Annotated in this window: 29 protein-coding genes; 17 read left to right on the forward strand and 12 right to left on the reverse strand. The window is 74.0% G+C overall.

What is annotated here, in order from left to right; all coding sequences use genetic code 11:
* Nucleotides 1–10 precede the first annotated feature (10 nt).
* From pstA to AB0G14_RS11765, 6 genes are all read right to left on the reverse strand, one after another.
* Nucleotides 11–1,099 (reverse strand): phosphate ABC transporter permease PstA, encoded by a 1,089-nt coding sequence (gene pstA, locus AB0G14_RS11740; RefSeq protein ID WP_357696297.1) that lies wholly within the window; start codon nucleotides 1,097–1,099, stop codon nucleotides 11–13.
* A 154-nt stretch (nucleotides 1,100–1,253) separates the two neighbouring features.
* Nucleotides 1,254–2,345: a phosphate ABC transporter permease subunit PstC gene (gene pstC / locus AB0G14_RS11745; RefSeq protein ID WP_357696299.1), complete on the reverse strand. Its 1,092-nt coding sequence runs from the start codon at nucleotides 2,343–2,345 to the stop codon at nucleotides 1,254–1,256.
* A 51-nt stretch (nucleotides 2,346–2,396) separates the two neighbouring features.
* Complete coding sequence (gene pstS, locus AB0G14_RS11750) at nucleotides 2,397–3,503, reverse strand: phosphate ABC transporter substrate-binding protein PstS (protein WP_357696301.1); 1,107 nt, start codon at nucleotides 3,501–3,503, stop codon at nucleotides 2,397–2,399.
* A gap of 344 nt (nucleotides 3,504–3,847) precedes the next feature.
* A complete protein-coding gene (gene mshD, locus AB0G14_RS11755; RefSeq protein WP_357696303.1) occupies nucleotides 3,848–4,774 on the reverse strand; it encodes a mycothiol synthase in 927 nt (308 codons plus the stop codon).
* A 121-nt stretch (nucleotides 4,775–4,895) separates the two neighbouring features.
* Entirely contained in the window at nucleotides 4,896–5,807 is a 912-nt protein-coding gene (locus tag AB0G14_RS11760; protein ID WP_357696395.1) for a polysaccharide deacetylase family protein, read from the reverse strand.
* A 108-nt stretch (nucleotides 5,808–5,915) separates the two neighbouring features.
* Complete coding sequence (locus AB0G14_RS11765) at nucleotides 5,916–6,635, reverse strand: response regulator transcription factor (RefSeq protein ID WP_357696305.1); 720 nt, start codon at nucleotides 6,633–6,635, stop codon at nucleotides 5,916–5,918.
* 244 nt (nucleotides 6,636–6,879) lie between these two features.
* On the opposite strand from AB0G14_RS11765, the gene AB0G14_RS11770 reads away from it, so the two are divergent.
* The 6 genes from AB0G14_RS11770 to AB0G14_RS11795 all read left to right on the forward strand — a co-directional run bounded on the left by AB0G14_RS11770 (nucleotide 6,880) and on the right by AB0G14_RS11795 (nucleotide 11,361).
* Nucleotides 6,880–7,941, forward strand: a complete 1,062-nt coding sequence (locus AB0G14_RS11770) for a hypothetical protein (protein WP_357696307.1) — start codon at nucleotides 6,880–6,882, stop codon at nucleotides 7,939–7,941.
* Between the two features lie 81 nt (nucleotides 7,942–8,022).
* Complete coding sequence (locus AB0G14_RS11775; RefSeq protein ID WP_357696309.1) at nucleotides 8,023–8,811, forward strand: DUF2993 domain-containing protein; 789 nt, start codon at nucleotides 8,023–8,025, stop codon at nucleotides 8,809–8,811.
* Nucleotides 8,812–8,947: 136 nt separating this feature from the next.
* Nucleotides 8,948–9,025, forward strand: a complete 78-nt coding sequence (locus tag AB0G14_RS11780; RefSeq protein WP_311202345.1) for an Ms5788A family Cys-rich leader peptide — start codon at nucleotides 8,948–8,950, stop codon at nucleotides 9,023–9,025.
* A 209-nt stretch (nucleotides 9,026–9,234) separates the two neighbouring features.
* The gene (locus AB0G14_RS11785) at nucleotides 9,235–10,083 is read left to right on the forward strand and encodes a sulfurtransferase (protein WP_357696311.1); all 849 of its coding nucleotides are present in this window, start codon (nucleotides 9,235–9,237) and stop codon (nucleotides 10,081–10,083) included.
* Nucleotides 10,084–10,086: 3 nt separating this feature from the next.
* A complete protein-coding gene (locus AB0G14_RS11790) occupies nucleotides 10,087–10,410 on the forward strand; it encodes a DUF1416 domain-containing protein (protein WP_357696313.1) in 324 nt (107 codons plus the stop codon).
* Between the two features lie 96 nt (nucleotides 10,411–10,506).
* The gene (locus AB0G14_RS11795) at nucleotides 10,507–11,361 is read left to right on the forward strand and encodes a hypothetical protein (RefSeq protein WP_357696315.1); all 855 of its coding nucleotides are present in this window, start codon (nucleotides 10,507–10,509) and stop codon (nucleotides 11,359–11,361) included.
* A 9-nt stretch (nucleotides 11,362–11,370) separates the two neighbouring features.
* On the opposite strand, the gene AB0G14_RS11800 is transcribed toward AB0G14_RS11795, so the two are convergent.
* Genes AB0G14_RS11800 through AB0G14_RS11810 form a run of 3 tightly spaced genes read right to left on the reverse strand, consistent with a single transcriptional unit; the run spans nucleotide 11,371 to nucleotide 14,234 of the window.
* Entirely contained in the window at nucleotides 11,371–13,428 is a 2,058-nt protein-coding gene (locus AB0G14_RS11800; protein ID WP_357696317.1) for a glycogen debranching N-terminal domain-containing protein, read from the reverse strand.
* Nucleotides 13,425–13,805, reverse strand: a complete 381-nt coding sequence (locus AB0G14_RS11805) for an SCP2 sterol-binding domain-containing protein (protein ID WP_357696319.1) — start codon at nucleotides 13,803–13,805, stop codon at nucleotides 13,425–13,427. The genes AB0G14_RS11800 and AB0G14_RS11805 overlap by 4 nt, the downstream gene beginning before the upstream one ends.
* 54 nt (nucleotides 13,806–13,859) lie before the next feature.
* A complete protein-coding gene (locus tag AB0G14_RS11810) occupies nucleotides 13,860–14,234 on the reverse strand; it encodes a DsrE family protein (RefSeq protein ID WP_357696321.1) in 375 nt (124 codons plus the stop codon).
* A 12-nt stretch (nucleotides 14,235–14,246) separates the two neighbouring features.
* Between AB0G14_RS11810 and mtfM the strand changes: the two genes are divergently transcribed.
* Both mtfM and AB0G14_RS11820 read left to right on the forward strand, forming a co-directional pair.
* The gene (gene mtfM, locus AB0G14_RS11815; RefSeq protein ID WP_267897534.1) at nucleotides 14,247–14,351 is read left to right on the forward strand and encodes a small membrane protein MtfM; all 105 of its coding nucleotides are present in this window, start codon (nucleotides 14,247–14,249) and stop codon (nucleotides 14,349–14,351) included.
* A 39-nt stretch (nucleotides 14,352–14,390) separates the two neighbouring features.
* Nucleotides 14,391–14,984, forward strand: coding sequence for an FABP family protein (locus tag AB0G14_RS11820; RefSeq protein WP_357696323.1), 594 nt, complete (start codon nucleotides 14,391–14,393; stop codon nucleotides 14,982–14,984).
* Nucleotides 14,985–15,010: 26 nt separating this feature from the next.
* Here the strand turns inward: AB0G14_RS11820 and AB0G14_RS11825 are convergent, their stop codons facing one another.
* Complete coding sequence (locus tag AB0G14_RS11825) at nucleotides 15,011–15,859, reverse strand: aminotransferase class IV (RefSeq protein WP_357696325.1); 849 nt, start codon at nucleotides 15,857–15,859, stop codon at nucleotides 15,011–15,013.
* Between the two features lie 148 nt (nucleotides 15,860–16,007).
* Between AB0G14_RS11825 and AB0G14_RS11830 the strand changes: the two genes are divergently transcribed.
* The 4 genes from AB0G14_RS11830 to AB0G14_RS11845 all read left to right on the forward strand — a co-directional run bounded on the left by AB0G14_RS11830 (nucleotide 16,008) and on the right by AB0G14_RS11845 (nucleotide 19,534).
* Nucleotides 16,008–16,436, forward strand: coding sequence for a Fur family transcriptional regulator (locus AB0G14_RS11830; protein WP_350706946.1), 429 nt, complete (start codon nucleotides 16,008–16,010; stop codon nucleotides 16,434–16,436).
* Nucleotides 16,433–17,545 (forward strand): folate-binding protein, encoded by a 1,113-nt coding sequence (locus AB0G14_RS11835; protein WP_357696328.1) that lies wholly within the window; start codon nucleotides 16,433–16,435, stop codon nucleotides 17,543–17,545. The genes AB0G14_RS11830 and AB0G14_RS11835 overlap by 4 nt, the downstream gene beginning before the upstream one ends.
* A 92-nt stretch (nucleotides 17,546–17,637) precedes the next feature.
* Entirely contained in the window at nucleotides 17,638–18,480 is an 843-nt protein-coding gene (locus AB0G14_RS11840) for a 3-keto-5-aminohexanoate cleavage protein (protein ID WP_357696330.1), read from the forward strand.
* Nucleotides 18,481–18,574: 94 nt separating this feature from the next.
* Nucleotides 18,575–19,534, forward strand: a complete 960-nt coding sequence (locus AB0G14_RS11845; RefSeq protein ID WP_357696332.1) for an asparaginase — start codon at nucleotides 18,575–18,577, stop codon at nucleotides 19,532–19,534.
* Nucleotides 19,535–19,610: 76 nt separating this feature from the next.
* On the opposite strand, the gene AB0G14_RS11850 is transcribed toward AB0G14_RS11845, so the two are convergent.
* Nucleotides 19,611–20,408 carry an alpha/beta hydrolase gene (locus tag AB0G14_RS11850; protein ID WP_357696334.1) on the reverse strand — a complete coding sequence of 266 codons (798 nt, stop codon included), beginning with the start codon at nucleotides 20,406–20,408 and terminating at the stop codon, nucleotides 19,611–19,613.
* Between the two features lie 113 nt (nucleotides 20,409–20,521).
* On the opposite strand from AB0G14_RS11850, the gene AB0G14_RS11855 reads away from it, so the two are divergent.
* The 5 genes from AB0G14_RS11855 (at nucleotide 20,522) to AB0G14_RS11875 (ending at nucleotide 23,883) form a co-directional block, all read left to right on the forward strand.
* Nucleotides 20,522–21,127 carry a helix-turn-helix transcriptional regulator gene (locus AB0G14_RS11855; RefSeq protein WP_357696336.1) on the forward strand — a complete coding sequence of 202 codons (606 nt, stop codon included), beginning with the start codon at nucleotides 20,522–20,524 and terminating at the stop codon, nucleotides 21,125–21,127.
* Entirely contained in the window at nucleotides 21,124–21,864 is a 741-nt protein-coding gene (locus tag AB0G14_RS11860) for a hypothetical protein (protein ID WP_357696338.1), read from the forward strand. The genes AB0G14_RS11855 and AB0G14_RS11860 overlap by 4 nt, the downstream gene beginning before the upstream one ends.
* Nucleotides 21,865–21,935: 71 nt before the next feature.
* Nucleotides 21,936–22,250, forward strand: a complete 315-nt coding sequence (locus AB0G14_RS11865) for a DUF2516 family protein (RefSeq protein ID WP_357696340.1) — start codon at nucleotides 21,936–21,938, stop codon at nucleotides 22,248–22,250.
* A complete protein-coding gene (locus tag AB0G14_RS11870; protein WP_357696342.1) occupies nucleotides 22,247–23,134 on the forward strand; it encodes an alpha/beta hydrolase in 888 nt (295 codons plus the stop codon). Before AB0G14_RS11865 ends, AB0G14_RS11870 begins: the two co-directional genes overlap by 4 nt.
* 11 nt (nucleotides 23,135–23,145) lie before the next feature.
* The gene (locus tag AB0G14_RS11875) at nucleotides 23,146–23,883 is read left to right on the forward strand and encodes an alanyl-tRNA editing protein (RefSeq protein ID WP_350706963.1); all 738 of its coding nucleotides are present in this window, start codon (nucleotides 23,146–23,148) and stop codon (nucleotides 23,881–23,883) included.
* Nucleotides 23,884–23,928: 45 nt separating this feature from the next.
* Here AB0G14_RS11875 and AB0G14_RS11880 read toward each other — a convergent pair whose 3' ends face one another.
* Nucleotides 23,929–24,831, reverse strand: a complete 903-nt coding sequence (locus tag AB0G14_RS11880; protein WP_357696345.1) for a GNAT family N-acetyltransferase — start codon at nucleotides 24,829–24,831, stop codon at nucleotides 23,929–23,931.
* Nucleotides 24,832–25,176: the final 345 nt, after the last annotated feature.

The raw sequence follows: 25,176 nt of genomic DNA on the forward strand, positions 1-25,176 counted from the left end.
CCTCCGGGGTTCATCGGCCGAGCCGGTTGCGGCGGGCCAACAGCTTCGCCGCGACGGTCAGGATCAGCACGAGGGCGACCAGGGTGAGTGCCGCGGTCCACGCCCGCGCCGGCGCGTACCGGGACGCGTCGCCCGCCTGCTGGTAGACGAAGAGGGCCAGCGACGACTGGTTGTTCTCGAACGGGTTGAAGTTGATCGCCGCGCCGCCGCCGGCGACGAGCAGCACCGGGGCGGTCTCGCCGGCCGCGCGGGCGATGGCGAGCATGACGCCGGTGACGATGCCCGGCAGCGCGGTGGGCAGCACGACCCGCAGGATGGTCTTCCACTTCGGCACGCCGAGGGCGTACGCCCCCTCGCGCAGCGGCGCCGGGACGAGACGCAGCATCTCCTCGGTGGAGCGGACCACGGTGGGCAGCATCAGCACGCTCAGCGCGAGCGCGGCGGCGAAGCCGGAGAAGCTCGGCCGGCCGTCGTTGAACCACGGCGAGACGATCAGCACCCAGAACGCCAGCACGAACAGGCCGGCGACGATCGACGGGATGCCCGTCATGACGTCCACGAAGAACCGGATCGCGAAGGCGAACCGGCCCCGGCCGTACTCGACGACGTAGATGGCGCAGAGGATGCCGAGCGGGACGGTGATCAGGGCGGCGATGCCGACCTGCTGTAACGTGCCGACGATCGCGTGGTACGCCCCGCCGTTCGGGTCGCGGGCACCGATGTTGTTCATCGAGGTGAGGAAGAAGTCGCCGTCCAGCCGCTCGGCGCCCTTGCTGACCAGCGTCCAGACCACCGAGGCCAGCGGCAGGACGGCCAGTACGAACGCGGAGTGGATCAGCGCGCTCCAGGTGCGGTTGCGCGCCGACCGGCGCCCCTCGACCGCGTTCGCCGCGGCGAAGAGGCCGACCAGGTAGAGCCCCGCGCCGAGTACCACGACCAGTACCGGGCCGCCGATACCGGCGCCGTACACGACCGCGGCGGCGACCAGCAGCGCGGCCGCCGCGATGGCCGGTGCGGCGTACTTCGGCAGGCGCCGGGCCTTCAGGGTGGGCGGCTGGGCCGGCGGGCGGGTGCGGTGCGACGTGACGGTGGTGCTCATGCCGCCACTCCGCTTCGCTCCGTGGCGCCATGAGGCACCGATGCGCTGTGACGATGATTCGCTCGCTGACGCTCGCTCATGCCGCCACTCCGCTTCGCTGCGTGGCGCCATGAGGCACCGGCACTGTGACGATGATTCGCTCGCTGACGCTCGCTCATGCGGCCGACTCCGTGAACTCCCGGCGGCGGTGGATGATCGCCCGCGCCGTGATGTTGACGATCAGCGTGATGGCGAAGAGCACCAGACCGGAGGCGATCAGCGCGCCCCGACCCGTGTCGTTCGCCTCGCCGAACGTGTTGGCGATGTTGGCGGCGATGGTGTTGCCGCCGCTCTCGATGAGGTTGAACGAGATGTTGAAGGTGATGCCGAGGGTCATCGCCAGTGCGATGGTCTCGCCGAGCGCCCGGCCCAGGCCGAGCATCACCGCGGCGACGATGCCGGGGCGGCCGTAGGGCAGCACCGCGGTGCGGATCATCTCCCAGCGGGTGGCGCCGAGGGCGAGGGCGGCCTCCTCGTTGGCGGTCGGGGTCTGCAGGAACACCTCGCGGGAGAGCGACGTGATGATCGGCAGCACCATGATCGCCAGGACCAGCGCGCCCAGCATGATGGACTTCCCGAACGGGCCGTCGCCGCCGAAGATCGGGATCCACCCGAAGTACGTGTTCAGCCAGGCGGAGAAGTCCCGGACCGGGTTGATGAAGACGTCCCGGCCCCAGAGGCCGAAGACCACGCTCGGCACCGCGGCCAGCAGGTCGATCAGGAAGCCCAGCGTGGTGCCGAGCCGACGCGGCGCGTAGTGGGACAGGTAGAGCGCGATCCCCAGGGCCACCGGCACCGCCATCAGCAGGGCCAGGGCGGAGCTGAGCACGGTGCCGAAGGCGAGCGCCCCGATGCCGAACTTCGGCTCCGCGTCGTTCGGGAACCAGCCCTCGAACGTCCAGAAGCCCTCGGTGTTGGCCCGCAGCGCCGGCACGGCCTTGGCGATCAGGAAGACCGCGATCGCGGCGATGATGACCAGGACGGCGACGCCGGCGGCCAGGGTGAGGCCCCGGAAGGCCCGCTCTGCGCCGAACGCCCGGGCCCGGGGCAGCGCGCCACCGCCGCCCAGCCCGGCTCCGCCCGGGGTACGGGTGGTGACTGGTGGCTCGGCCAGACGCGCCGAGGCACCGACGGGCCGCTCGTGACCTTCGGTCACGCGGGTCCCGCCGGTGCCGGCGTCGGCCGAGCGCTGAGGGGTTTCACCCATCTGCTCGCTCGCTTCGAGTTGAGGTGGTGGTGATGGTGTCGGTGAGGCGGGTCAGGCGAGGTTCTTGACCGCGGCCTCGACCTTGGTGCGGACCGACTCGGGCAGCGGGGCGTAGCCCAGCTCGGTGAGGTCGGCCTGGCCGGCGGTGCTGGCGGCGTGGCCGAGGAAGCCCTTGACCAGCGGCAGCTTGTCGGCGGCGAGGCCCTTGGTGCAGACGATCTCGTAGGTCACCAGGACGATCGGGTAGGCCCCGGCCTCCTTGGTGTTGTAGTCGATCTTCATCTTGAGGTCGTCGCCCTGGCCGACCACCTCGGCGCCGGCGACGGTCTTGCCGGCCGACTCGGCGGTCAGCTCGGCGAACTCGCCCGCACCGTTGCCGACCTTGGCGGTCTTCAGGCCGCCGTTCTCGGCGTACGACCACTCGACGTAGCCGATGGTGCCGTCCTGGCCCTTGATCGCGCTGGCCACGCCGTCCGACTTGGCCGCACCGGTGCCACCCGGGGCCTTCCACTCCTTGGCCTTGCCGAAGGTCCAGTCGGACGCGGCGGTCTTGGCGAGGAAGTCGGTGAAGTTGTCGGTGGTGCCGGAGGAGTCCGAGCGGTGCACCGCGTTGATCGCGGTCGACGGCAGCGTGGCGCCCGGGTTGTCGGCCTTGATGGCCGGGTCGTCCCACTTGGTCACCTTGCCGGCGAAGATCTTCGCCAGGGTGGCCGGCTTGAGCTGGAGGTTGTCCACGCCGTTGACGTTGTAGGCGATGGCGACCGGGCCGATGACCATCGGCAGGTTGATCGCGGCGCCGCCGACGCACTTGGCGTTGGCCTGCGGCTGCTCCTCTTCCTTGAGGGCGGAGTCCGAGCCGGCGAAGTCGGCCGTGCCGGCGATGAAGGCCTGGATGCCGGCGCCCGAGCCGGACGGCTCGTAGTTGATCTTCGCGCCGGAGCACTTCTGCTGGTACGCCTTGATCCACTCGTCCATGGCGTTCTTCTGCGCCGACGAGCCCTGGGCGTTCAGCGTGCCGGTGGCGCAGTCGGCGGCGGCGGCCGACCCGGAGGCGGAGGCGCTGCTCGCGGGCTCGTTGTTGTCCGAGCCGCATGCGCTGAGAGCGAGCGTCGCGGTAAGAGCGAGGCAGGCGAGAGTGCCGTGCCGCTGGAGCTTCACCTGAGGGGTTTCCCTTCACGTCTGACTTCGCACCCGGATTGGGGCCCGGGGTGCCGGCGCTGACCGGCTGGTCCAAAAGTTAGGAGTGCCAGGTAGCCGGTTCGCCGGTCGCACGTGAACGCGAGGTGAACAGGTGCGGCAGTGCAGGTGACCGCTCGCTGAGGGTGAGTTGTCCGTTAAGTGAACTCGGATGCCCCTGTCAGAAGTATGGGCATTTTTCCGGTAGGCCGTTATCTCGCCGACGCGCCGCCGTTATCCGCCGGTGACCCGTCGGCCCGGGTCCGTCGGTCCGGCCCCGTCGGCCCGGGTCCGCCGCCCCAGCGACGGACCCGGGCCGGTCTCGGTCAGGCCGACTGGTAGTTCACGTGCGCGGACCAACGGGCGAAGCCGAGCCGCTCGTAGAGGGCCACCGCGGCGGTGTTCGACTCGTCGACGTAGAGCATGACCCGGTCCAGGCCCCGTCGGTCCCGCAGGTACGCCAGGCCCGCCGCCGTCAGCGCCCGGCCCAGTCCGCCCCGGTGCGTCGCCGGGTCCACCCCGAGGACGTAGACCTCGCCGATCCGGGCCGAGCCGGGGCGCTCGTGGACCTTCGTCCAGTGGAAGCCGACCAGCCGGCCGGTGGCCGCCTCGACGGCGAGCAGGAAGCCGTCCGGGTCGAACCACGGCTCGGCGAGGCGTACCCGCAGGTCGGCGGGGGACCAGCGGCCCTGCTCGGGATGCTCGGCGAAGGCGCGCGCGTTGAGGGCGAGCCAGGCGGCGTCGTCGTCGCCCGGCCGGAACGCGCGCAGCGTCACCCCCTCGGGCAGCCGGGGCTCGGGGATCGGCGCGGTCAGCGGCCGGCGCAGTTGCCAGAGCACCCGTGCCCGGCGCAGGCCCAGGTCGACGGCGAGCGCGGCGGCGGACGGATGGTCGCCGTGCGCCCAGACCCGCAGCGGCCCCCCGGCCGCCGCCAGCACGCCCCGGGCCAGCGCCCGTCCCGTCCCGCGCCGCCGGTACGCCGGGTGCACCGCCAACTCCACGCCGGTCCCGGCCTCGCCGTCGGTGGTGTCCAGGTGGGCGTACCCGGTCAGCGTCCCGTCGGCGGCCCGGGCGGTCACGTGCACCGCGGCCGCGTCCGGGTCCCGCAGCCGGAGCAGGACGTGCTCGTCGAACGGGTCCGCCCCGTCGGCGTCGCCGGCGGCCCCCGCGAGGGCCAGTACGTCGGCGATCTGCGCGGGGCTGAGGCTGTCGGTCCGGGTCACCTGCTGGCTGGTCGGTGCGGCGCTGCTCATGTCGTCACCGTAGTCCGGTCGGCCGCCGGTCCCGCCGACCTTCAGCCGGCCCGCCGGGCGGTGTAGCGGGGGTCACGTCGGCGGGCCGGGCGGACGACCACGCCGAGCGGTTCGCCGAGCGTCACGTCGCGCCGTTGGGCAGCGCCGCCACCTTGAACCGGCTGGTCAGGGCCGGCAGGATCTCGTACAGCGCGTCCACTGTGCCCTGCCGGTCGCCGCCGGCGTCGTGCAGCAGCACGACCGAGCCGGGTTCGACGTTGGTGAGGACCATCCCGGCGATCCGGTCGGCCCCCGGCGTCTCCCAGTCCGCCGGGTCGACCGTCCAGTGCAGCGGGGTCATCCCGAGTTTCCGGGCCACGGACACCACCGAGCCGGTCCAGGCGCCGCCGGGTTGGCGGTAGTACGCGATCGGGGCGTTCGGCACCGCCGCCCGGATCGCCTCGCTGGTGCGCAGCAGGTCCGCCCGGATGGCGTCCGGCGACCGCTGGCCGAGGGTGACGTCGTGGTTCCAGGTGTGGTTGCACAGGGTGTGCCCGTCGGCCACTATCGCCCGGATCAGGTCGGGGTGGCTCTGTGCGTTCTCGCCCACCACGCAGAAGGTGGCCCGGACGTGGTGCTCGCGGAGCAGGGCGAGCACCTGCGGGGTGTACTGCGGGTCCGGTCCGTCGTCGAAGGTCAGCGCGACCTGCGACGTGCCGCTGGTGGTCTGCGTGCCGTACGGCCCGTCGGCCCCGGTCGGGGTGCCGCTCGGGCTGGCGCCGCCGTCCTGCCCGGCCACCGCGGGCCCGGTGCTGCGGTCGTCGCCGGGCGTGGGCCGGTCGGGGTCGTCCGTCGGCGGCTGGTCGGCGTAGTGCTGGCCGGTGCTGGTCGTCACGTCGGAGGCGGGCCGGTCGGGGACCAGGCTGCGGCCGAGCGCGTACGCGGTGCCGAGCAGGGCGGTCACGACCAGCACGACGATGCCGACGGCGCGCACGGCGGAGGGGTCCCGGATCGTCCTGCCCGTCCGTGCCGAACCGTTGCCCCCGTGGTCGATGCGCACGCCGCCGCCTCCCTTTACTAGCAAACCCGACAGTCAGACTAAAACCGGCGAGCTGCGCAAAAGGGGGCGTACGCGAATAGTTCCCCGGAAGGGGAAGAGGGTTCAGACGGGCAGCGGGGCGTGCTCCGACTCCGGCAGCGACCGGGACGGCGGCACGACGAACTTGTAGCCCACCTGCCGCACCGTGCCGATCATCGACTCGTACTCGGAGCCGAGCTTCGCCCGCAGCCGCCGGACGTGCACGTCGACCGTGCGGGTGCCGCCGAAGTAGTCGTAGCCCCAGACCTCCCGCAGGAGCTGGTCCCGGGTGAACACCCGGCCGGGGTGCTGCGCCAGGAACTTCAGCAGCTCGAACTCCTTGTAGGTCAGGTCGAGCGGCCGGCCCTTCAACTTCGCGGCGTACGTGTCCGGGTCGATGGTGAGCTCGCCGGCGCGGATCGAGCCCCCGGCGCCGGACGTCGCGTTGCTCAGCCGGCCGACCGCCAGCCGCAGCCGGGCCTCCACCTCGGCCGGGCCCGCCGAGGCGAGGATGACGTCGTCGACGCCCCAGTCCGCGTTGAGCGCGATCAGCCCGGCCTCGGTGACCACCGCGACCAGCGGCACGCCGAGCCCGGTGGCGTGCAGCATCCGGCAGGTGGCCCGAGCCTCGCTCAGCTCGGAACGGGCGTCGACCAGCACCGCGTCCGGGCTGGGGCCGGCCACCAGGGTGCGGACGTCGCGCGGCGCGGTGCGGACCGAGTGCGGCAGCAGGTCGAGTGCCGGCAGCACAGCGGATGCTTCGCCGGCGCGTGCGGTCACCAGCAGCAGGATCTCCACGATCACCTCCGTCCCGGCGGCCGTCGGCCGCGCGCGACCAGCGCTTTCCGCAGGGGGTGTGGCGCTGATGAACTTGCGTGGGTCCCGGCGTCGCTGACGGGCGGGTAGCGGCTTGAGCGTAACCGATGGCCCCGGCGCCACCTCCGCGTCCTTTCCCGTTTGCCCGGCTTGCCCATGATCGCGCCTCAGGTTTTAACGTTGCCGAAACCGTGACCTCCGCGCCGGCCGGCCGGTCTGGCACGATCGGGGCGTGTTTCCCTCCAGCTCGCCCGAGACCGGCCGCGACCCGTGGTCCGACGGGCCCCGCCCGGGGCCGTCGGGCCCGTCCCGTGGCCAGCCGCCGGCGCCGCGCACCGGGCCGGCCCCAGACGACGACGGCGCCCCCCGCGAGCGCGGCGGGCCGCGTCGCGCCCGTCGCGGTGGCGAGCCGCCGCGCCGGCCCGACGACGAGGCGGACGCCGAGCCGGACGAGGAGGTGGTCGAGCCGGTCGAGGTGCGCCGCCCGCTCGCGCTGGCCGTCGCCGGGTTCGCGGTCCTGCTCGGCATCGGCCTGGTGCTCGGGGCGCAGACCTCCGGCCCGGGCCACCGGCTGCCGTTCGCGGGCATCGTCCTCGGCGTGCAACTGCTCTTCGTGCTGGCCTGGACGATGGCCATGCGGCCGCCGGCGCTGCTGCTGGTCGCCCTGGTCAGCGTGGCCGCCGCGGTCGCGGCCGACACCGCCGCCGTGCAGACGGACGTCGCCGGACTGGCCCCGTTGGGCTACGTCGCGGCGGGCGCCTTCCTCCTCGGGGTGCTCGGCCAACTCGTCCGGCGGGTCGACCGCGTGCGGGTGACCGACTCCCTGGGTGGCACCCTGCTGATCGTGGTGGGCGTCGTCGCCTTCGCCACCCTGATCACGCTCAGCCGGATCCCGGCCGGCACCCAGGCCATCACCGTCTGCCTCACCGCCAGCGGCGTCGCGCTCACCGTCGCCCGGCTCACCGACGCGGTGGCGCCCTGGCCGCGGCTGGCGCCGCAGGTGCCCCGGGGCGCGGCCGGCGTGGTCGGCGGCGCCATGGTCGGCACGCTGGTCAGCGCCGTCCTCGGCAGCTACCTGGTGACGCCCTTCACCCCGACCAGGGCCGCGATCATCGGGCTGGTCGCGGCCGTCGCCGCCGTGCTGGCCGACCTCGCCGTGGGGTACGCGGAGGCGGGCCGGCTGATGGCGGGGGAGCCGCCGACCATGTGGGTGGCCCGGCACATGCAGGGGCCGCTCGGCGGCTTCGCCCTCGCCGCGCCGGCCGCGTACGCCATGTGCAAGCTGGTCCTCTGACGCGTGGTTGAGGATTTCCCCGTTCGGGTACCACCGATAGGCCGCTTCGCGGCACCCCGGGCACTCACGACAGGAGGCGGCGTGGCGCAGGATCACACGTACGAGGAGCGGCCCCGTCGACGTGGGCGCAAGGTGCTCGTCACCCTCGTCGTCCTGCTCCTGGTCCTCGGCGGCCTGCTCGTCGTGGCCGACCGGGTCGCGGCCGGGGTGGCCGAGCGCGCCATCGCCGACCAGATCCGGCAGGAGGTCGCCAAGCAGGGGGCGCAGTCCTCGGCGCCGGAGGTCGAGGTCGGCGGCTTCCCGTTCCTCACCCAGGTGCTCGACGGCCGGTACGAGCGCATCTCCATCGGGCTTCGCGACGTGCAGGGCCCGGTGCAGGGCGACGTGGTCGCGCTGCCGAAGCTCGACGTGGACGCCCACAACGTCCGCGCGTCGCTGGACACGATCCGCTCCGGGCAGGGCGACGTGGTCGCCGAGACGGTCGACGGCACCGGCACCATCAGCTACGACAGCCTCGCCAAGCTGCTCGACCGGCCCGGGTTGACCCTCGGCGAGCAGGGCGGCCGGCTCGCCGTCACCGCCCCGGTCGACATCCTCGGCCAGCGGCTCACCGTGACCGGCACCGCCGACATCACCGTCGGCAAGGAGGGTCAGGTGGCGCTGCGCTTCAACGACCTGAACGCCGAGGGGCTGCCGAACGTGCCGCTGGCCCGGACGATGCTCAGCAACTACGCCAAGAGCATCTCGGTCGACGTGCCCCTGCCCGAGCTGCCGTTCCAGCTCGCCGTCCGGGAGGTCCGGCCGCTGCCCGAGGGGCTGGCGGTCACCGCGGACGCGAAGAACGTGCCGATCAACTCCGCCGTGGGCTGAGCCGCCGGCGGTCCGCCCGCCGGCCCGAGCGCGGGGGCGACGCGACCGGGGGTGACGGGCCGGTGGCGCGGTGACGCGTCCCGGATGCTGGTCGGTCCGGTGGCGTCATCGGGCGTGGCTGGTAGGCTCCCTGCTCATGGGGACGCTCCTCACCAAACGGCGCGCGGTCGACCTGTGCCGCGTGGCCACCTGCCTGTGTCGCCCCGTCATCTGACGGCGGGGCTGTCCTCGGCTGCCTGACGCAGCCAGTGGCACTCAGGGTCCGCGTACCCCCGGTGCTCTCCCACCGAACGCCCGGCAGCGGCGCCGTCGCACGAACCCGTGATCCGTTTCCTCGCTATGGGTCCCGCGCGTGGTGCGACAGTCATGTTCATCGATCTCCACGCGCTGGCTCACCATCCATCCTCACCAGGGAGTGATCTGATGAGTCGCGACACCGCACTCGTCTCGGCCGAGTGGGCCGAGAAGAACATCGACGCCCCGGGCGTCGTCTTCGTCGAGGTCGACGAGGACACCTCGGCCTACGACACCGGCCACATCGCCGGCGCGATCAAGCTGGACTGGAAGACCGACCTGCAGGACCAGGTGCGCCGGGACTTCGTCAACAAGAGCCAGTTCGAGGCCCTGCTCTCCGAGCGCGGCATCGGCAACGACGACACCGTCATCCTCTACGGCGGCAACAACAACTGGTTCGCCGCGTACGCGTACTGGTACTTCAAGCTCTACGGCCACCGCGACGTGAAGCTGCTCGACGGCGGCCGCAAGAAGTGGGAGCTGGACGCCCGCCCGCTGGTGACCGACGCGGTGACCCGCCCGGCGACGCAGTACGTGGCGCAGGAGCCGGACACCTCCATCCGGGCCTTCCGCGACGAGGTCGTGGCCGCGATCGGCACCAAGAACCTGGTCGACGTGCGCAGCCCCGACGAGTTCGCGGGCCGGCTGCTCGCCCCCGCCCACCTGCCGCAGGAGCAGGCGCAGCGGGCCGGGCACATCCCCACCGCGATCAGCGTGCCGTGGTCGAAGGCGGCCAACGAGGACGGCACCTTCAAGTCCGACGACGAGCTGCGCAAGATCTACGCCGACGCCGGGCTGGACGACAGCCGGGAGACCATCGCGTACTGCCGGATCGGCGAGCGCTCCTCGCACAGCTGGTTCGTGCTCCAGGAGCTGCTCGGGCACCGCAACGTGAAGAACTACGACGGATCCTGGACCGAGTACGGCTCGCTGGTCGGCGTGCCGGTCGCGCTCGGCGACGAGCCCGGGGAGGCCTGAGCCATGACCGCACCCACCGCTGCCGGCTGCGCCGCTCCCGACCAGGCCGCCCCGCTGCCCGCGAGCCTCGACCTGGAGAAGGAGACCGTGATCACCGGCGTCGTCCGGTCCGACGCGGGCGAGGCCGTGCCGGGCGCGTACGTCCGGCTGCTCGACTCGACCGGTGAGTTCACCGCCGAGGTGGTGACCTCGCCGGCCGGCCAGTTCCGGTTCTTCGCCGCGCCGGGCACCTGGACCCTGCGGGCGCTCTCCCGGCACGGCAACGGCGACACCGCCGTGACCGCCAGCCGGGGCATCAACGAGGTCGCCGTCACCGTCGCCTCCTGACCCACGCTCCGATCGGCCCGTGGCCCGTCCCCTCGCCGAGGGTGGCGGGCCACGACCGTCTCCGGGCGCGTTCCACCGGCGTGACACGATGGCGTCGTGAACGGTGTCGTAGCGGCGGGGCAGGCCCCGCCCACCGGTCCCGACCGGCCGGCGTCCCGGCGGTGGCTGCCCTGGCTGCTCGCCGCCACCGTGGCCTGGGCGGTGCTGCTGACGGTGCTCACCTGGGCGTCGGTGCGGGACGACCCGCCGACCGTCCGGGAGCAGCGCAGCCTGGCCGAGGCCGGCCCGGTCGTCGACCGCGCGGCCGGCGAGTTGGTCGCGGCGGCCGGCGACACCGCTGTGCTGACCCCGCCCGAGATCGAGCGGGGCTGCCGGGTCACGCCGTTCGCCGACGGCGCCATCCTGACCCGCGGGGTGGACGTGTTCGTCCCCGTCGGCCTGGAGCGGGCCCTGCTGGAGCGGGTCGCGGACCGGCTCCCCGGGCACTGGCGGGCCGGCGTCCGGGTGACCTCGGATGACGGCCCCCGGCTGCGCGCCGACGCGGGCGAGTTCGTCACCGTCGAGGGCACGGTCGCCGGGGACGGCCGGGTCCGGCTGACCGCCGACACGGGCTGCCGGCCGATCGGCGACGGCTACGCCGCGCCGGCGACCGGCACCACCGGCGCGGAGACCGAGGCCCTGGCGGTGGCGCTGCGGGCCCTCGGCGGCCCGGCCGGAACGGCCCCCGAGGTGGTCGTCGCGCCCTGCCCCGCCGGCGGCGCCGCCCGCACCGCCCGCGCCGTCGCCGTCCCGGCCCCGCCGTCCCTGGCCGCCGCGCTGGCCCCCGTCGCCCGCGTCCCGATGCTGCAAACCCCCGAGGCGTACGCCTACCGGCGCGGCGGCGTCATGGTCATCGCCGGTCTCTCGGGTGACCGGGTCGCCCTCTCCGCCACCACCGGCTGTCCGGCCTGAGACCGGCGGTCAGTGGCCGGGGGCGTGGTCGTGCGGGCTGCGGCTGCGCCCGAGCGCGTCGACGTGACCCCAGCGGCCGGGGATGTCGAGCAGCTCGACCCGCCCCATCCCCTCGGGCACGGCGGGATCGATGATCAGGTGCTCGCCCTGCGGCTCCAGCCCCAGCATCACCCGTAGCAGCAGCAGCGGGGTGCCCGCCGACCAGGCCTGCGGGCTGCACGCGGTCGGGTACTCCACCGGGTACTCGGTGAGGCTCCGCTCGTAGCCGGCGAAGGCCTCCGGCAGTCGCCCCCCGAAGAACCGGGACGCGGACAGCATCGCCTCGCAGATCTGGCTGGCCTCCCGGCGGAACCCGTACCGCCACAGGCCCCAGGCGATGATCGAGTTGTCGAACGGCCACACCGTCCCCACGTGGTAGCCGACGGGGTTGTAGCGCCCCTGGTCGTCGGCGAGGGTCCGTACGCCCCAGCCGGAGAAGAGCCGCGGGCCCAGCAGGTGTTCGGCGACCCGGCCGGCCCGCGACTCGTCCACGATGCCGCTCCACAGCAGGTGCCCCATGTTGGAGCTGAGCGCGTCCACGTGCTGGCCGTCGGCGTCGAGGGCGAGCGCGTAGAACTCCCGCTCCGGGATCCAGAAGTCCCGGTTGAACCGCATCTTCAGCTCGGCCGCCTCCCGTTCCAGCCGGTCGGCGTACGCGGGGTCGCCCCAGAACGTCCGGGCCAGCCGCGCGCCGCGGATCTTCGCGTCGTACGCGTACCCCTGGAGTTCGCAGGTGGCGCGGGGGAAGCCGGGCAGCCGGCCGTCGTGGTAGGAGATCGAGTCCCAGGAGTCCTTCCAGCACTGGTTCTGCAGCCCCGTCTGCGGGTTGCGCGTCTGGTACCACAGGTATCCGGTCCCGAGCAGGTCGCCGTACGTGTCGATCCAGGTGAGCGCGGCACGGGTCTGGGCCTCCAACTGCCGCACCAGCCCGGCGTCGCCGGTCCACCGCTCGTACTCGTCGAGCAGGATGACGAACAGCGGCGTGGAGTCCGCCGACCCGTAGTACGGCGAGTGGGGCTGCTCCTCGAAGCCCGCCGTCTCGCCGTAGCGCAGCTCGTGCAGGACCTTGCCCGGCTCCTCGTCCCGGAAGTCGTCGATCCGGCAACCCTGGAGGCCGGCCAGCATCAGGATGGTCGCCGGGATCAGCTCCGGCAGGAAGGGCACCACCTGGAGCGAGGTGATGATGCTGTCCCGACCGAACAGGGTCATGAACCACGGGAGCCCGGCCGCCATCAGCCGCACGCCGAGGGTGATCGACTCGTAGCGCAGCGCCGCCAGGTCGGCCAGGCTCTGCCGGTACGCCCCGGCCAGCGGCTGGCAGTCGCAGCCGAGCTTCGGCGCCCGGGCGATCAGCTCGTCGTGCTCGGCCCGGATCGCGGGCGAGGTGCGGCTGCCGCCGTAGAGCGGCAGGCTGGCCCGGATGTCCTCGCCGCGCGCCCCGTAGACGACGGTGGCCACCCGCAGCCGGGTGCGCCACTCGCCGTGCGGGGCGAGGCGGATCCGGAAGGTCATGCCGGACACCTCGACGTGCGCGGGCGCGCTGGAGCTGATCACCGTCTCGCGGTGGAAGTTCTCCCGGCGGTAGGTGAGGCGCAGCTCCTCGTCGCCGACGATGGCGGTGCTGTGGCCGTGCTTCTGCCGGACGTGCTTGATCTCGAACAGGTCCGCGAAGTCGGCGCCCATGTCCAACCGGACGGTGAACTCCGTCTCCCTCCCGGCGTGGTTGAGCAGCGTCAGTTCCTCCTCGAAGCTGTCGCCGATGGACCGGCGCCGGATCACCGACACCTTCGCGTCCAGGTAGTGCGTCGGCTCGCCCGGGACGAGGAAGAAGCGGGTGCGGAAGGACTCCGCGTCGTCGACGCTGAGCGCGTGCAGCCGCTCGCCGTCGAGGGTCAGCACCCAGGTGGAGAGGAACCGGGTGTCGAAGGAGAAGAGCCCCGTCGGGAAGTCGAGGGACGGCTCGATGTCGCCGTGCCGGTCGCTGACCAGGAAGGTGTTGCCGTCCAGGATGCTGACCGACTCCCTCACCGGAGCCGTCCGGCCTGCTCGCGGACGACCTCGCGGGGATCCCGGGTGCCGGGCGGGTCGGGGAAGAAGCGGCGGAACACCAGGAGGAGCACGACCTCGCCGCTGAAGCTGCTCTCGTTGCGCAGCACGCTCGAGATCGCCTGGGCCCGGCCGGTGACGAGCCGGTCGAACAATTCCTCGCTCGTGTACCAGATCGCGTCGGCCGGCCCCCGGTTGCGGCTGACGTCGATCGCGCCCGGCTGGAGCCGGACCAGCCAGTGCGCCGTCTGGTTGCCCCGGGCGAGGTCGATCTGCATCGTCCCGCTGACCGGACTGCGCAGCACCTGCGGGGCGCGCGCCGGCAGTGATTCGAAGAACCGCTCCGTCGCCTCGGTCACACCCGAATCGTAGGCATTCGCCCGAACTGCCGGGACGGTATCGAGGGGTGAGGGTCAGTAGACCAGCGCCTGCGCCCCCTCGGCCATCGCCTCCTCGACGAAGACCGCCGCGCCCGCGATGCGGACGCCCGGCAGCACGTCGTCCGGGCCGATGTCCCGACGGGCGGCGCACTGGGTGCAGGCGGTCACCGTGCCGGTCGTGAGGATCACGTGCAGCAGTTCGGCCAGCGGGGCCGAGTGCGGCAGCTCGAACTCCTGCGCCCGGCCCGGCAGCGCGAACCAGGTCGACTCCCCGGTCAGCCAGAGCGACACGTGCACCCCGGCGGCGGCCGCGGTGGCGGCGACGGTGAATGCCTGCGCGCACCGCTCGGGGGCGTCCACGCCGGCGGTGGCCTTGACGACGAGAGTGCGGGCCATGGGGCCCAGCATAGGATGGTCGCGATGGTTACCGAGATCGGGTTCGTCAGCCTGCTGGTCGCCGGCCTGGGCGCGCTCGCCGGTGGCCTGGTCTACCTGGCCGTACGTATATCGAGAGGACGCTGGTGAGCCGTCGTGGCCGCTGGCGGGGAGAGGCGGAGTGAACCGGTGAGCGACGAGAACCCCCTGCAGCCGCCGCCGTGGCTGAACGCGCCGCCGGTCGACCCGTACCCGTACGAGGAGAGCCACGACCTGCGGGTCGGCCCGAAGCTGCACCCGTCGCTGGACGGCCTGCTGCCGTACGTCGGGGTGTGGCGTGGCCGTGGCCGGGGCGGCTACCCCACGATCGAGGACTTCGACTACGCCCAGGAGATCCGGATCAGCCACGACGGCCGGCCGTTCCTGTTCTACGAGTCGCGCGCCTGGATCCTGGACGAGCAGAGCAGGCCGGTCCGCCCGGCGGGCCGTGAGGTCGGCTGGTGGCGGCCGGTGATGGACGGCGAGCGGGTCACCGACGAGCTGGAAGCGCTGATGACCACGCCGACCGGGGTCATGGAGCTGCACATCGGCAAGCGCAAGGGCACCCAGCTCGAATTCGTGACCGACGCGGTGGTCCGGACGGCGACCGCCAAGGAGGTCACCGCCGGTCACCGCCTCTTCGGCATCGTCGAGGGCGCGCTGCTCTACGCCCAGGAGATGGCCGCCGTCGGCCACGGCCTCTCGCCGCACCTCTCCGCCCGCCTCACCCGCGTGGCCGGCTGACCCGCCCGACCCGTCCCCCTCCCCGGTCAGGGGAGGGGGAAGCCCAGTAGGGCCTGGAGGGCGGGCGTGTGCGGGAAGCGGCGCAGCGGGACGGTGTCCAGGGTGCGGACCTCCGCCAGGCCACGGACGGACGAGGTGAGCCAGACGCCGTCGGCGGAGTGCAGCCCGGCCGGGGTGACGAGGCGTTCGTCGGCGCGCAGGCCCAGTTCGTGGGCGTGGGCGAGGAGCCAGGCGGCGGTCACGCCCGGCAGGACGCCCGTCTCGGCGGCGGGCACGGTGCGGAGGGTGTCGCCGGCCAGCCAGACCAGGTTGGCGGTCGGGCCCTCCAGGGCGTACCCGTCGGAGGAGACCCAGAGCGCGTCGTCCACCCCGCTGCGGGCCGCCCAGCGGCGGGCGGCGGTGCTCACCGCGTACGACGTGGACTTGACTCCCGCGGGCAACCAGTCGAGTGCGGCGCGGGCCCGCGCCGCGACGCCGAGCGGCAGGGTGGCGACGGTGATCCCGTCCCGGCGGGCCGCGCGGGTCGCCGCCGGCACCTCGCCCAGCGTGGCGTAAACGCTCGGCGGGCCGCCGCCCTCCGGGCCTCGGGTGCAGACCAGCCGCAGCGCGCCCTCGACCTCGGCCGGCCAGCCGGCGCTCACGGTCTCCAGCAGGTCGACCAGCACGTCGGTGGGGGGCAGGGTGAGCTCGACGGCCGTCGCCGCCCGGGCCAGCCGGGCCAGGTGGGCGTCGCGCAGCCACGGCCGCCCGCCCCGCAGGTGCATGGTCTCGAAGAGCCCGTCGCCGTGCAGCACACCCCGGTCGTCGCCGCGCAGCACCGGCTCCCCGGGTGGCACCAGCCCGCGCCCCGGCACGGCGATCCTCGACGCCACCATGACCGCCGAGCGTAGCGGCGGGCCTGCGCACCGCCGCCGCCCGGTGCGGGGAGGTTACCGCCCGCCCGACGCCGGCACCGGTGGCGCGGGAACTCGACGGGCCGTTCGACCCGGCGGCCGGGGCGGTCGGGCGAACTATGATCGGACGGTGTCCGAATCCTCCCTCGCGGAAATGCTCCGCGCCCGTGGGCTGCGGCTGACGGCGCAGCGGCAACTGGTCCTCCAGGCCGTGCTCGACCTGGGGCACGCCACCCCGGAGCAGGTGCACACGGCCGTCCGGGAGGTGGCCGCGGGGGTCAACATCACCACCATCTACCGCACGCTGGAGCTGCTGGAACGGCTCGGCCTGGTCACCCACACCCACCTCTCGCACGGCTCGCCGACCTACCACGCGGCCGGCGAGGACCAGCACGTCCACCTTGTCTGCCGGGAGTGCGGCGCGATCGACGAGATCGATCCGGAGCTGCTGCGCCCGCTGGCCGACCGGTTGGCGCAGCAGCGCGGGTTCCGGGTGGACATCGGCCACGTCTCCCTCTTCGGCGTCTGCGACCGCTGCGAGAACGGGGACCGGAAATGATCGACATCGCGGGCGCGGTGAGCGTCGAGAGCATCGACGAGGCCAGCCGGGACCAGCCCGAGCCGGCGCACCTGGCGGCCGGCGTCCGGGGGGTGGCCGCGCACTACGGCGACCCGATGCGCGAGCAGCGCACCCTCGAGACCGCGGTCGGCCTGGTCGACCGCTCGCACCGGGGCGTCGTGGCGGTGCCGGGCGAGGAGCGGATCGGCTGGCTGCACACCCTCACCACCCAGCACCTGGCGCAGCTCACCGCCGGCCAGGGCACCGAGCTGCTGGTGCTCTCGCCGCACGGGCACGTCGAGCAGCACGCCATGGTGGCCGAGGACGGCGTGACCACCTGGCTCGACACCGAGCCGGGCGCCACCACCGGCCTGCTGTCCTACCTGGAGAAGATGCGGTTCTTCAGCCGGGTCGAGCCCCGCGACGCGACCGGCGAGCACGCGCTGCTCTCGCTGGTCGGGCCGGCGGCCCCCGCCGCGGTGGAGACGCTCGGCGCGACCGGGCTGGCCGCACCCGACGTGGTCGCGGTGCCCGGCCCGAAGTTCCGCTCCGGCGAGGTGCCGCCCCGGCCGACCGCGCTGTACGACGTCAAGCCGCTGCCGGTCGGCGGGTGGGCGCGACGCGGCCCGCTGGGCGTGGACCTGCTCGTGCCCCGGGCCGCGATGGAACAGGTGGTCACCCAGCTGCGCGGCAACGGGGTGCCGGTGGCCGGGCTGTGGGCGTACGAGGCGGTGCGGGTGGCCGCCCGGCGGGCCCGGGTCGGGGTGGACACCGACCACCGGACGATCCCGGCCGAGGTGGACCTGGTCGCCCCCGCCGTGCACCTGGACAAGGGCTGCTACCGGGGCCAGGAGACCGTCGCCCGGGTGCACAACATGGGCCGGCCGCCGCGTCGGCTCGTCCTGCTGCACCTGGACGGGGTCACCACCGACCAGCCGCCGGTCGCCGGCACGCCGGTGACCCTCGACGGCCGGGCGGTCGGCTTCGTCGGCACCGCCGTGCACCACCACGAGCTGGGCCAGGTCGCCCTGGCCGTGGTCAAGCGCAACGTCGCCGACGACGCCCGCCTGCTCGTCGGCGAGACCGCCGCCGCGATCGATCCGGCCTAGCGCTCCGGCGGCGAAAGAATCTCTCCTTCGCGGCGCTGAGGCCGGAAAAGTTCCGGTCGACTGGCTCCCTGGCCTCGGTCTACGATCCGGGCATGACGACAGGGACGTTGATCACGGTTGCCCCCACCGGCGCGGAGTCGGCCAAGGCGGAGGTGCCGGCGCTGCCGGTGACGCTCGACGAGCTGCTGCTCACCGCCAAGGAGTGCGAGGCGCTCGGCGCCGCCGTGATCCACGTCCACATCCGCGACGACGAGGCGAAGCCGACCCTGGACCAGGGGCGGCTGCGGGAGACCGTGGCGGCGCTGCGGGAGAGCACCGACCTGATCGTGCAGCTCTCCTCCGGCGGCGCGGTGACCGACCCGGAGGCCGACCGGCTCGCCGTGCTCGACGCGGAGCCCGACATGGCCTCCTGCACGATGGGCACGCTCAACTTCGGCGACGACGTCTTCCTCAACCGTTGGGAGTTCATCGTCGACCTGCACACCCGGATGCAGGAGCGCGGCATCGTGCCGGAGTACGAGATCTTCGACCTCGGTCACCTGACGGCCCTGCAGCGCCTGCTCGGCAAGTACGGCCTGCCGGCCGGCGGGCACGTGCACGTCGACTTCGTGATGGGCGTGCCGGGCGGCATGCCGGGCACCACCTCGGCGCTGGTGGCCGCCCACCAGGCGCTGCGCGACCTGCCCGAGGGCACGACCTTCTCGGCCACCGGCATCGGCCGCAGCACCATCCCGGTCATGCTGGCGTCGCTCTCGGCCGGCGGGCACCTGCGCGTCGGCATGGAGGACACGGTGACCTACGCCAAGGGCCGCCCGGTGGAGTCCAACATGCAGCTCGTCGCCCGGGCGGTCGGCTTCGCCCAGCTCGCCCAGCGGCCGCCGTTGACCACCGCCGAGGCGCGTGGGCTGCTCGGCGTGCCGGCCGCCGGGCGGTAAGCGGCGGCCCCGCCGGCACTCCTGTACGCCCGGGTGTCGACTGCCTGGTCACCCGCCCGCCGAGGGTGGCCGGGCGGTCGGTACCGTCCACACCGTGGGAAAGACGTACGAGGGCGGCGTGCCGCTCGCCGAGGTGGTCCGGTCCGGGTTCGTCGAGGGCGTGCACCGGGGTTCGGTGGTGGTGCTCGACGCCGACGGCGCGCCGGTGGCCGGTGCCGGGGACGTGACCTCCCCGGTCTTCCCGCGCTCGTCCAACAAGCCGATGCAGGCGGTCGGGATGCTCCGCGCCGGGCTGTCGCTGACCGACCCGGCGGACGTGGCGCTGGTCGCGGCCAGCCACGCCGGGGAGGACTTCCACCTGGCCCGGGTCGGCGCGCTGCTGGCCGGCGCGGGGCTGGACGAGTCGGCCCTGCACTGCCCGCCGGACCTGCCGGTGGGCGAGGACGCGCGGGCCGCCGTGCTGCGCGCCGGCGGCGGTCCCACCCGTACGCAGATGAACTGCTCCGGCAAGCACAGCGGGATGCTGCTGACCTGCCTGGCGGCCGGCTGGCCGCTCGACGGCTACTGGCGCCCGGAGCACCCGTTGCAGCAGCGGCTCCGCGACGCGGTCGAGGAGTTCACCGGTGAGCGGGCGGCGGCGGTCGGGGTGGACGGCTGCGGCGCTCCCGTGCTCGCGGTGTCGCTGACCGGCCTGGCCGGGGCGTACCTCCGGCTGGTTTCGGCGGAGCCCGGCTCCGTGCCCCGGACGGTGGCCGACGCGATGCGCGCCCATCCGGAGATCGTCGGTGGCACCCAGGCCGACGACACCCGGCTGATGCGCGGCGTCCCCGGGCTGCTCGCCAAGGTGGGCGCCGAGGGCGTCATCGCCGCCGCGGTGCCCGGGATCGGCGCGGTCGCCCTCAAGATCGACGACGGTGCGGGCCGGGCGCGGATGCCGGTGCTGGTCTCCGCCCTGCGCCGCCTCGGCCTGGACGCCCCGGTGCTGGCCGAGTACGCCGAGGTGCCGCTATTCGGCGGCGGCCTCCCGGTCGGCGCCGTACGCCCCGTCTGGTAGCCGCCGCCGCGCGCCCGGCCCGGCGACGCCGCGACGGTCAGCGCGCCGACGGCCGGGCACCGGGCCGGGTCGGGCGTCAGGGCAGGAAATCGAGCAGGGCGGCGTTGACCGGGGCGGGACGCTCCAGCGGCAGCAGGTGGGCCGTGTCCGGCACGTCGGGCAGGCGGGTCGCGCCCGGTGCCTCGGCCGCGATCCGGTCGGCGAGCCGGCTGATGTCGGGCACGTCCGCGGCGCCGGCGGTGACCAGGACCGGCACCCGCAGCTCGCCGAGGCGCCCGATCGCGGGCGGGTCGAGTTCGGCGACGTCCACCGCGCTGAGGGCCTGCTCGGCGGCGAGCGCCCGCTGGTCCATCTCGACGGCGAACGCGACCAGCTCCGGGTCGACGTCCTCCGGGCGGCGTCCGGGGCCGACCACCCAGAACCGCACCTCACCGGCGGCGCTGGCGGCGAAGTCCTCCGGTTCGACCTCGCCCACCAGGGTGTCCCAGAGGCCGTTCGCCTCCTCGGACCACTCGTGCCCGGAGACGGCGGTGCCGAGCAGGGCGAGCGCGGTCACCCGGTCGGGGTGGGCCAGCGCGGTGTCGATGGCGACCGCGCCGCCGAACGAGCAGCCGACCAGGGCGGCCCGGGGGAGGTCGAGCGCGTCGAGCAGCCCCGCCACGTCGTCGTGGTGGGCGAACGGGGCGGGTGGCAGCTCCGAGTCGCCGTAGCCGCGCAGGTCCAGGGCGATCACCCGGTGCCGCTCGGCCAGCGGGCCGATCTGTCCCCGCCACATCCGGCGGTCCGCGATCCCCGCGTGCAGCAGGACGACGGGGGTGCCGCTGCCGGTGTCGTCGTACGCGAGCAGCGCGCCGTTCACCTCGATCTTGGTCATCGGAGGAAGGTACGCAGGTGACGTTCGGGCACGCAACTCACACAGGTGAGACCTCGCTAACTCTGGTTAGCACTTTGCTTGCAGGAGCTAGCAGGGCGGGCTACCGTCGGGGTATGGCCACTGGTAAGGACCTTCCCGACGTCGGCGGGTTCATTCGCGACCTGCGCCGCAACGCGAAGATCTCGCTCCGACAGCTCGCCGAGCAGGCGGGGGTCAGCAACCCGTACCTCAGTCAGATCGAGCGCGGCCTGCGCAAGCCGAGCGCGGAGGTGCTCCAGCAGCTCGCCAGCGCGCTGCGGGTCTCCACCCCGGCGATGTACCTGCGCGCCGGGCTGCTCGACGACAAGGAGGGCCAGGGTGTGCTCGCGGCCATCGCGGTCGACCCCGACCTGACGATGGCGCAGAAGCAGTCGCTCACCCAGATCTACGAGACGTTCCGGCGGGAGAACGCGCGCCTCGCCGAGGCGACCGCGGCGGCCGCCGGCGCCACGCCGGACGGTGCCGCCCCGGGCGCGCCCGAGGCCGCCGAGGCGCCGGACCTGGCCAACCTCGCCGCCACCGGACCCACCACGCCGGAGGGCACCCCGACCGAGGCCGTCCTCGAGTCGGTCGCCGTCACCGAGGCCGGCCCCGCTCCCGCTCCGACCGACACCCCCGCGAAGAAGGCCGCCCGCAGGGCGGTCCGGAAGGCCGCCGACGCGGCCGAAGAGGAGAAGTGATGACCCAGCCGAAGACCCACCGCATCCCGGCCCCGATCTACGCCGCCGCCGGCGCGGGCGAGCTGGCCCTCCAGCAGCTCCGCAAGCTTCCCGCCGTGGTGTCCGACCTCGGCACCAGGGTCGTCGCCGACCTGGGCGGCAAGGCCGTCGTCACCGGCTTCGAGCTGCGGCAGAAGGCCAACGACACGCTGCGCACGGCGAACCTGACCGCCAGTGGCCTGCGGGAGAAGGCCGCCTCGTCCGACCTCGACCTGAAGCGCCTCCGCGAGGCGGCCGACCTCGACAAGCTGCGCGAGGTCGCCGACCTGAACAAGCTCCGCGAGGTCGCCGACCTGGACAAGCTGCGTGAGGTGGCGACCCGCAACGCCGCCGTGGTGGTCGCCGGCGCCCAGGCCGCGCAGGAGCGGGCGCAGGCCGCGTACGTCGCGCTGGTCGCCCGGGGTGAGCGGGTCGTCGGCGCCGGCGTGCTGGAGGCCGCCGAGACCGTGAACGCCGACATCGAGGCCACCGAGGCCGAGGTCAAGCCGGCCGAGACCGCCCCGGCCGCTGTGGTCGCCCCGGCCGTCGCCGAGGTGCCAACCCCGGCCGACGTGGCCGAGGTCGTGGAGGCCAAGCCCGCCGCCGCCAAGAAGGCGACCCGGGCCCCGCGCGCCACCAAGGCCGCCCCCAAGCCGGCCGCCACGCCGTCGGCGAAGCTGCCCCGGGCCACCAAGCGGACCCGCCCGGCCGCCGAGTAGTCCCGCTGCGTCGGCGACCCCGGAGGCGTCCTGTCGGACGTTTCCGGGGTCGCCGGCATAAGCTTGCCGTCATGGCCCACGCCGCGCCGCTCTTCGCCTTCGAAGTCCGCTACGTGATCGAGCTGATCCTGCTCGTGTTCGCGTTGATCGTGCAGGGCGTCGCCCTGGTGCACGCCATCACCCAGCGCTCCGACGCCTTCGCCGCCATCGGCACCCTGCCCAAGGGTGGCTGGGTCGCCATCCTCGCCGTCTGTCTGGTGCTGACCCTGCTCGGTTTCGGCCCGATCAGCCTCTTCGGCCTGATCGGCATCGCGGCGGGTCTCATCTACCTGCTCGACGTCCGGGTCGGCCTGCGCGACCTGAGCGACGGCAGAGGGTTCTGGTGAGAGGTTTCCGCTGGCCGCCCCCGCCGGACGGCGGGCCCCGCACCTGGGGGCCCGGCCCCGGTGCCCCGCGCACCGGCAGGCCGGCCCTGCCAGAGCCGGAGACCGAGCTGGTCGCCACGCCGCACGGCGTACGGCTGGAGCAGCTCGTCACCGGGGCGGGTGACCCGACCACCGTGTTCGCCCACGGGCTGGGCAACGGCATCGCCACCACCCGGCCGTTCGGCAGCGGGGTGACCGGCCGCAAGCTCTTCTTCCAGTTCCGCGGGCACGGCCGCTCCGACGCGCCGCCCGGCCAGTGGAGCTACCTGGACCTCGCCCGCGACCTGCGCGCGGTCGCCGACCTGGGCGGCGCCACCCGGGCCTTCGGCGCCAGCCTCGGCGCGGGGGCGCTCTGCCGGCTGCTCGCCGAGAGCCCCGAACGCTTCGACCGGCTGGTCTTCTTCCTGCCGGCGGTGCTGGACCGGCCGCGCGGCGAGGTCGCCCGGGCCCGGCTGACCGCGCTGTTCGACGCCGTGGAGAGCGGGGACGCCTCCGCCGTCGCCGACGTGGTCCAGGCGGAGCTGCCGTCGGCGGTACGCAACACCCCGGCCGGCTGGGCCTACCTGCGCCAGCGGCTCGACCAGCTCCTCCGCGACGGGCTCGCCCCCGGGCTCGCCAGCCTGCCCGAGCAGGCGCCGCTGCGCGACGCCGGGTCGCTGGCCGCGGTCACCGCGCCCGCCCTGGTGATCGGCTGCGCTGGCGACGACCTGCACCCGGCCGAGGTCGCCGAGCAGCTCGCGGCTGCGCTGCCCCGGGCCACCCTGCACGTGTACGACCGGCCCGGCGTCCTCTGGACGGAACGCGCCGACCTGCGCAGCCGGATATCCGCCTTCCTCAACGAGTAATGTGCCCTGACATGGGCGTCACACACCACGGTCGTACGCACCGGCTGGACCTCGCCGACCCGACGCTGCGGGAGTGGGAGTGCACCGTGCTGCACGCCGACCCGGAGCAGGGCATCGTGCTGGACCGGTCGGCGTTCTACCCGGGCGGTGGCGGACAGCCGCCGGACCACGGTGTACTGCTCTGGCAGGGGGTGCAGACCCGGATCGTCGGCACCCGCAAGGGCGACGACCTCTGGCTGATCCCGGCCGAGGGCGACCCGCTGCCGCCGGCCGGCACCGCGGTGACCGGCGCCGTCGAGGACGAGCGGCGCACCCGGCTGATGCGGACCCACTCCGGGCTGCACGTGCTCTGCGGAGTGGTGTTCCGTGACTTCGGCGCGCTCGTCACCGGTGGCAACATGGAGCCGGGCGAGGCCCGGATGGACTTCAACCTGCCCGAGGTGCCGCCCGACTTCAAGAGCCGCATCGAGGAGCTGGTCAACGCCGAGGTGGCCGCCGACCGGGCGGTCGCCGTGCGCGTGCTGCCCCGGGCCGAGGCGCTCGCCCTGCCGGACATCATCCGGACCCAGTCCAACCTGATCCCGCCGGACGAGCAGGAGGTCCGGATCGTCGACATCGTCGGGCTGGACGTCCAGGCCGACGGCGGCACGCACGTCGCCTCCACCGCCCAGATCGGCAAGGTGCAGGTGGTCAAGGTGGAGAGCAAGGGCCGTGCCAACCGCCGCGTCCGCGTACGGCTGACCGACTGACCCGGTGGCTCCCGGCGCCGGACACCGACGCCGGGAGCCGAGCCGTCACACCAGGTCGATCCGTTCCCGCTCGATCGGGTAGCCCGCCCTGGCGAAGGTGGCGGCCATCGGGTGGTTCGTCTGGTCGGTGGCCGCCACGATCTCCTTCATCCCCGCCTCGACCAGCAGGTTGGTGGCCTCGACCAACAGGTCGTACGCGTACCCGCGCCCGCGCTGCTCGGGCACCACGCCGACGAAGCCGACGATCGGGTCGCTGTGGTTGCGGGCCGGCACGGTGACGCCGACCAGTTCGCCCTCGGGCGTCCAGGCCAGCCGCCACCAGTCGCGCGGGCTCGGCAGCCAGCGCAACAGGTCGAGTTCCTCCTGCGCCGCCGCGTCCGGCCCGTGCTCGGCGGCGGTGTGCCGGGTGTGCGCGTCGAGGCTCCCCTCGCCCACCCGGCGCAGCACGTCGAGGATCACGGCGTCGTCCGGCTCCGGTCGGAACTCCAGCCGGCCGGGGCGGGCGGGGAGCCCGCACTCCGGCTTCCAGCGGTAGCGGTACCGCTCGACGAGCACCGACATGCCGGCTGCCGTCGCGGCGTCGATCCGGGCCTCGGCCTGGGCGCGGACTGCCGGGTCGTCCCGCCAGCCGGGCGGCAGCGAGAGCGAGTACTCGGCCCGCAGCGGCGCGGTCCGGAGCAGCCGGACCGCCGCCTCCCGGTCGGTGAAGTCGAACCAGTCGAGGGCCAGCGGCGCGGCGTCGTTCGGCCCGCCCCACCAGGCGGCGCGGGCCACCACCACGTCGCCGCGCAGGGCCACCCAGCTCCACTCGGGACGGTACTGGCCGTCGGCGGCCATGTCGGAGTAGTTCTCGCCGAACGCGGCGCGGCCCACCAGGCCGGGGTCGGGCAGCGAGTCGAACAGTTCTTCCTCGCCCACGGTGAGTGGGCGGATGACCAGGTCGGTCATGGGGATCCTTCCGGGTGTGACGTGCTCCCGGGTCAGGACCGTGGCGTCCTCGCGGCCGGGTGGGAGCACAGCGATGTCGTGATGGACACGGTGCCCACCTCCCTTCCAAGATCGAGGACGCCTGGGCAGACTAGCAGCGCGCTCCGGCCGGCCCAACCGCATTGCGGCCCGGTCCCGGCGGACGGCCAGATCCTCGGCGCGGCGGGCTCAGTCCCCGGCGCGGCGGGACTGTCGACGGGCTTCGGTGCGGCGGCGTTCGCCGGCGGGCTCGGCGCGGGGCCCCGGTGGTCGGCCAACTGCGCAGACCCGTCCTGCCGCGCCCTGTCGAGCTGCCCCACGGATAGG

Source organism: Micromonospora sp. NPDC023814, from assembly GCF_040639595.1.
Classification (GTDB): Bacteria; Actinomycetota; Actinomycetes; order Mycobacteriales; family Micromonosporaceae; genus Micromonospora.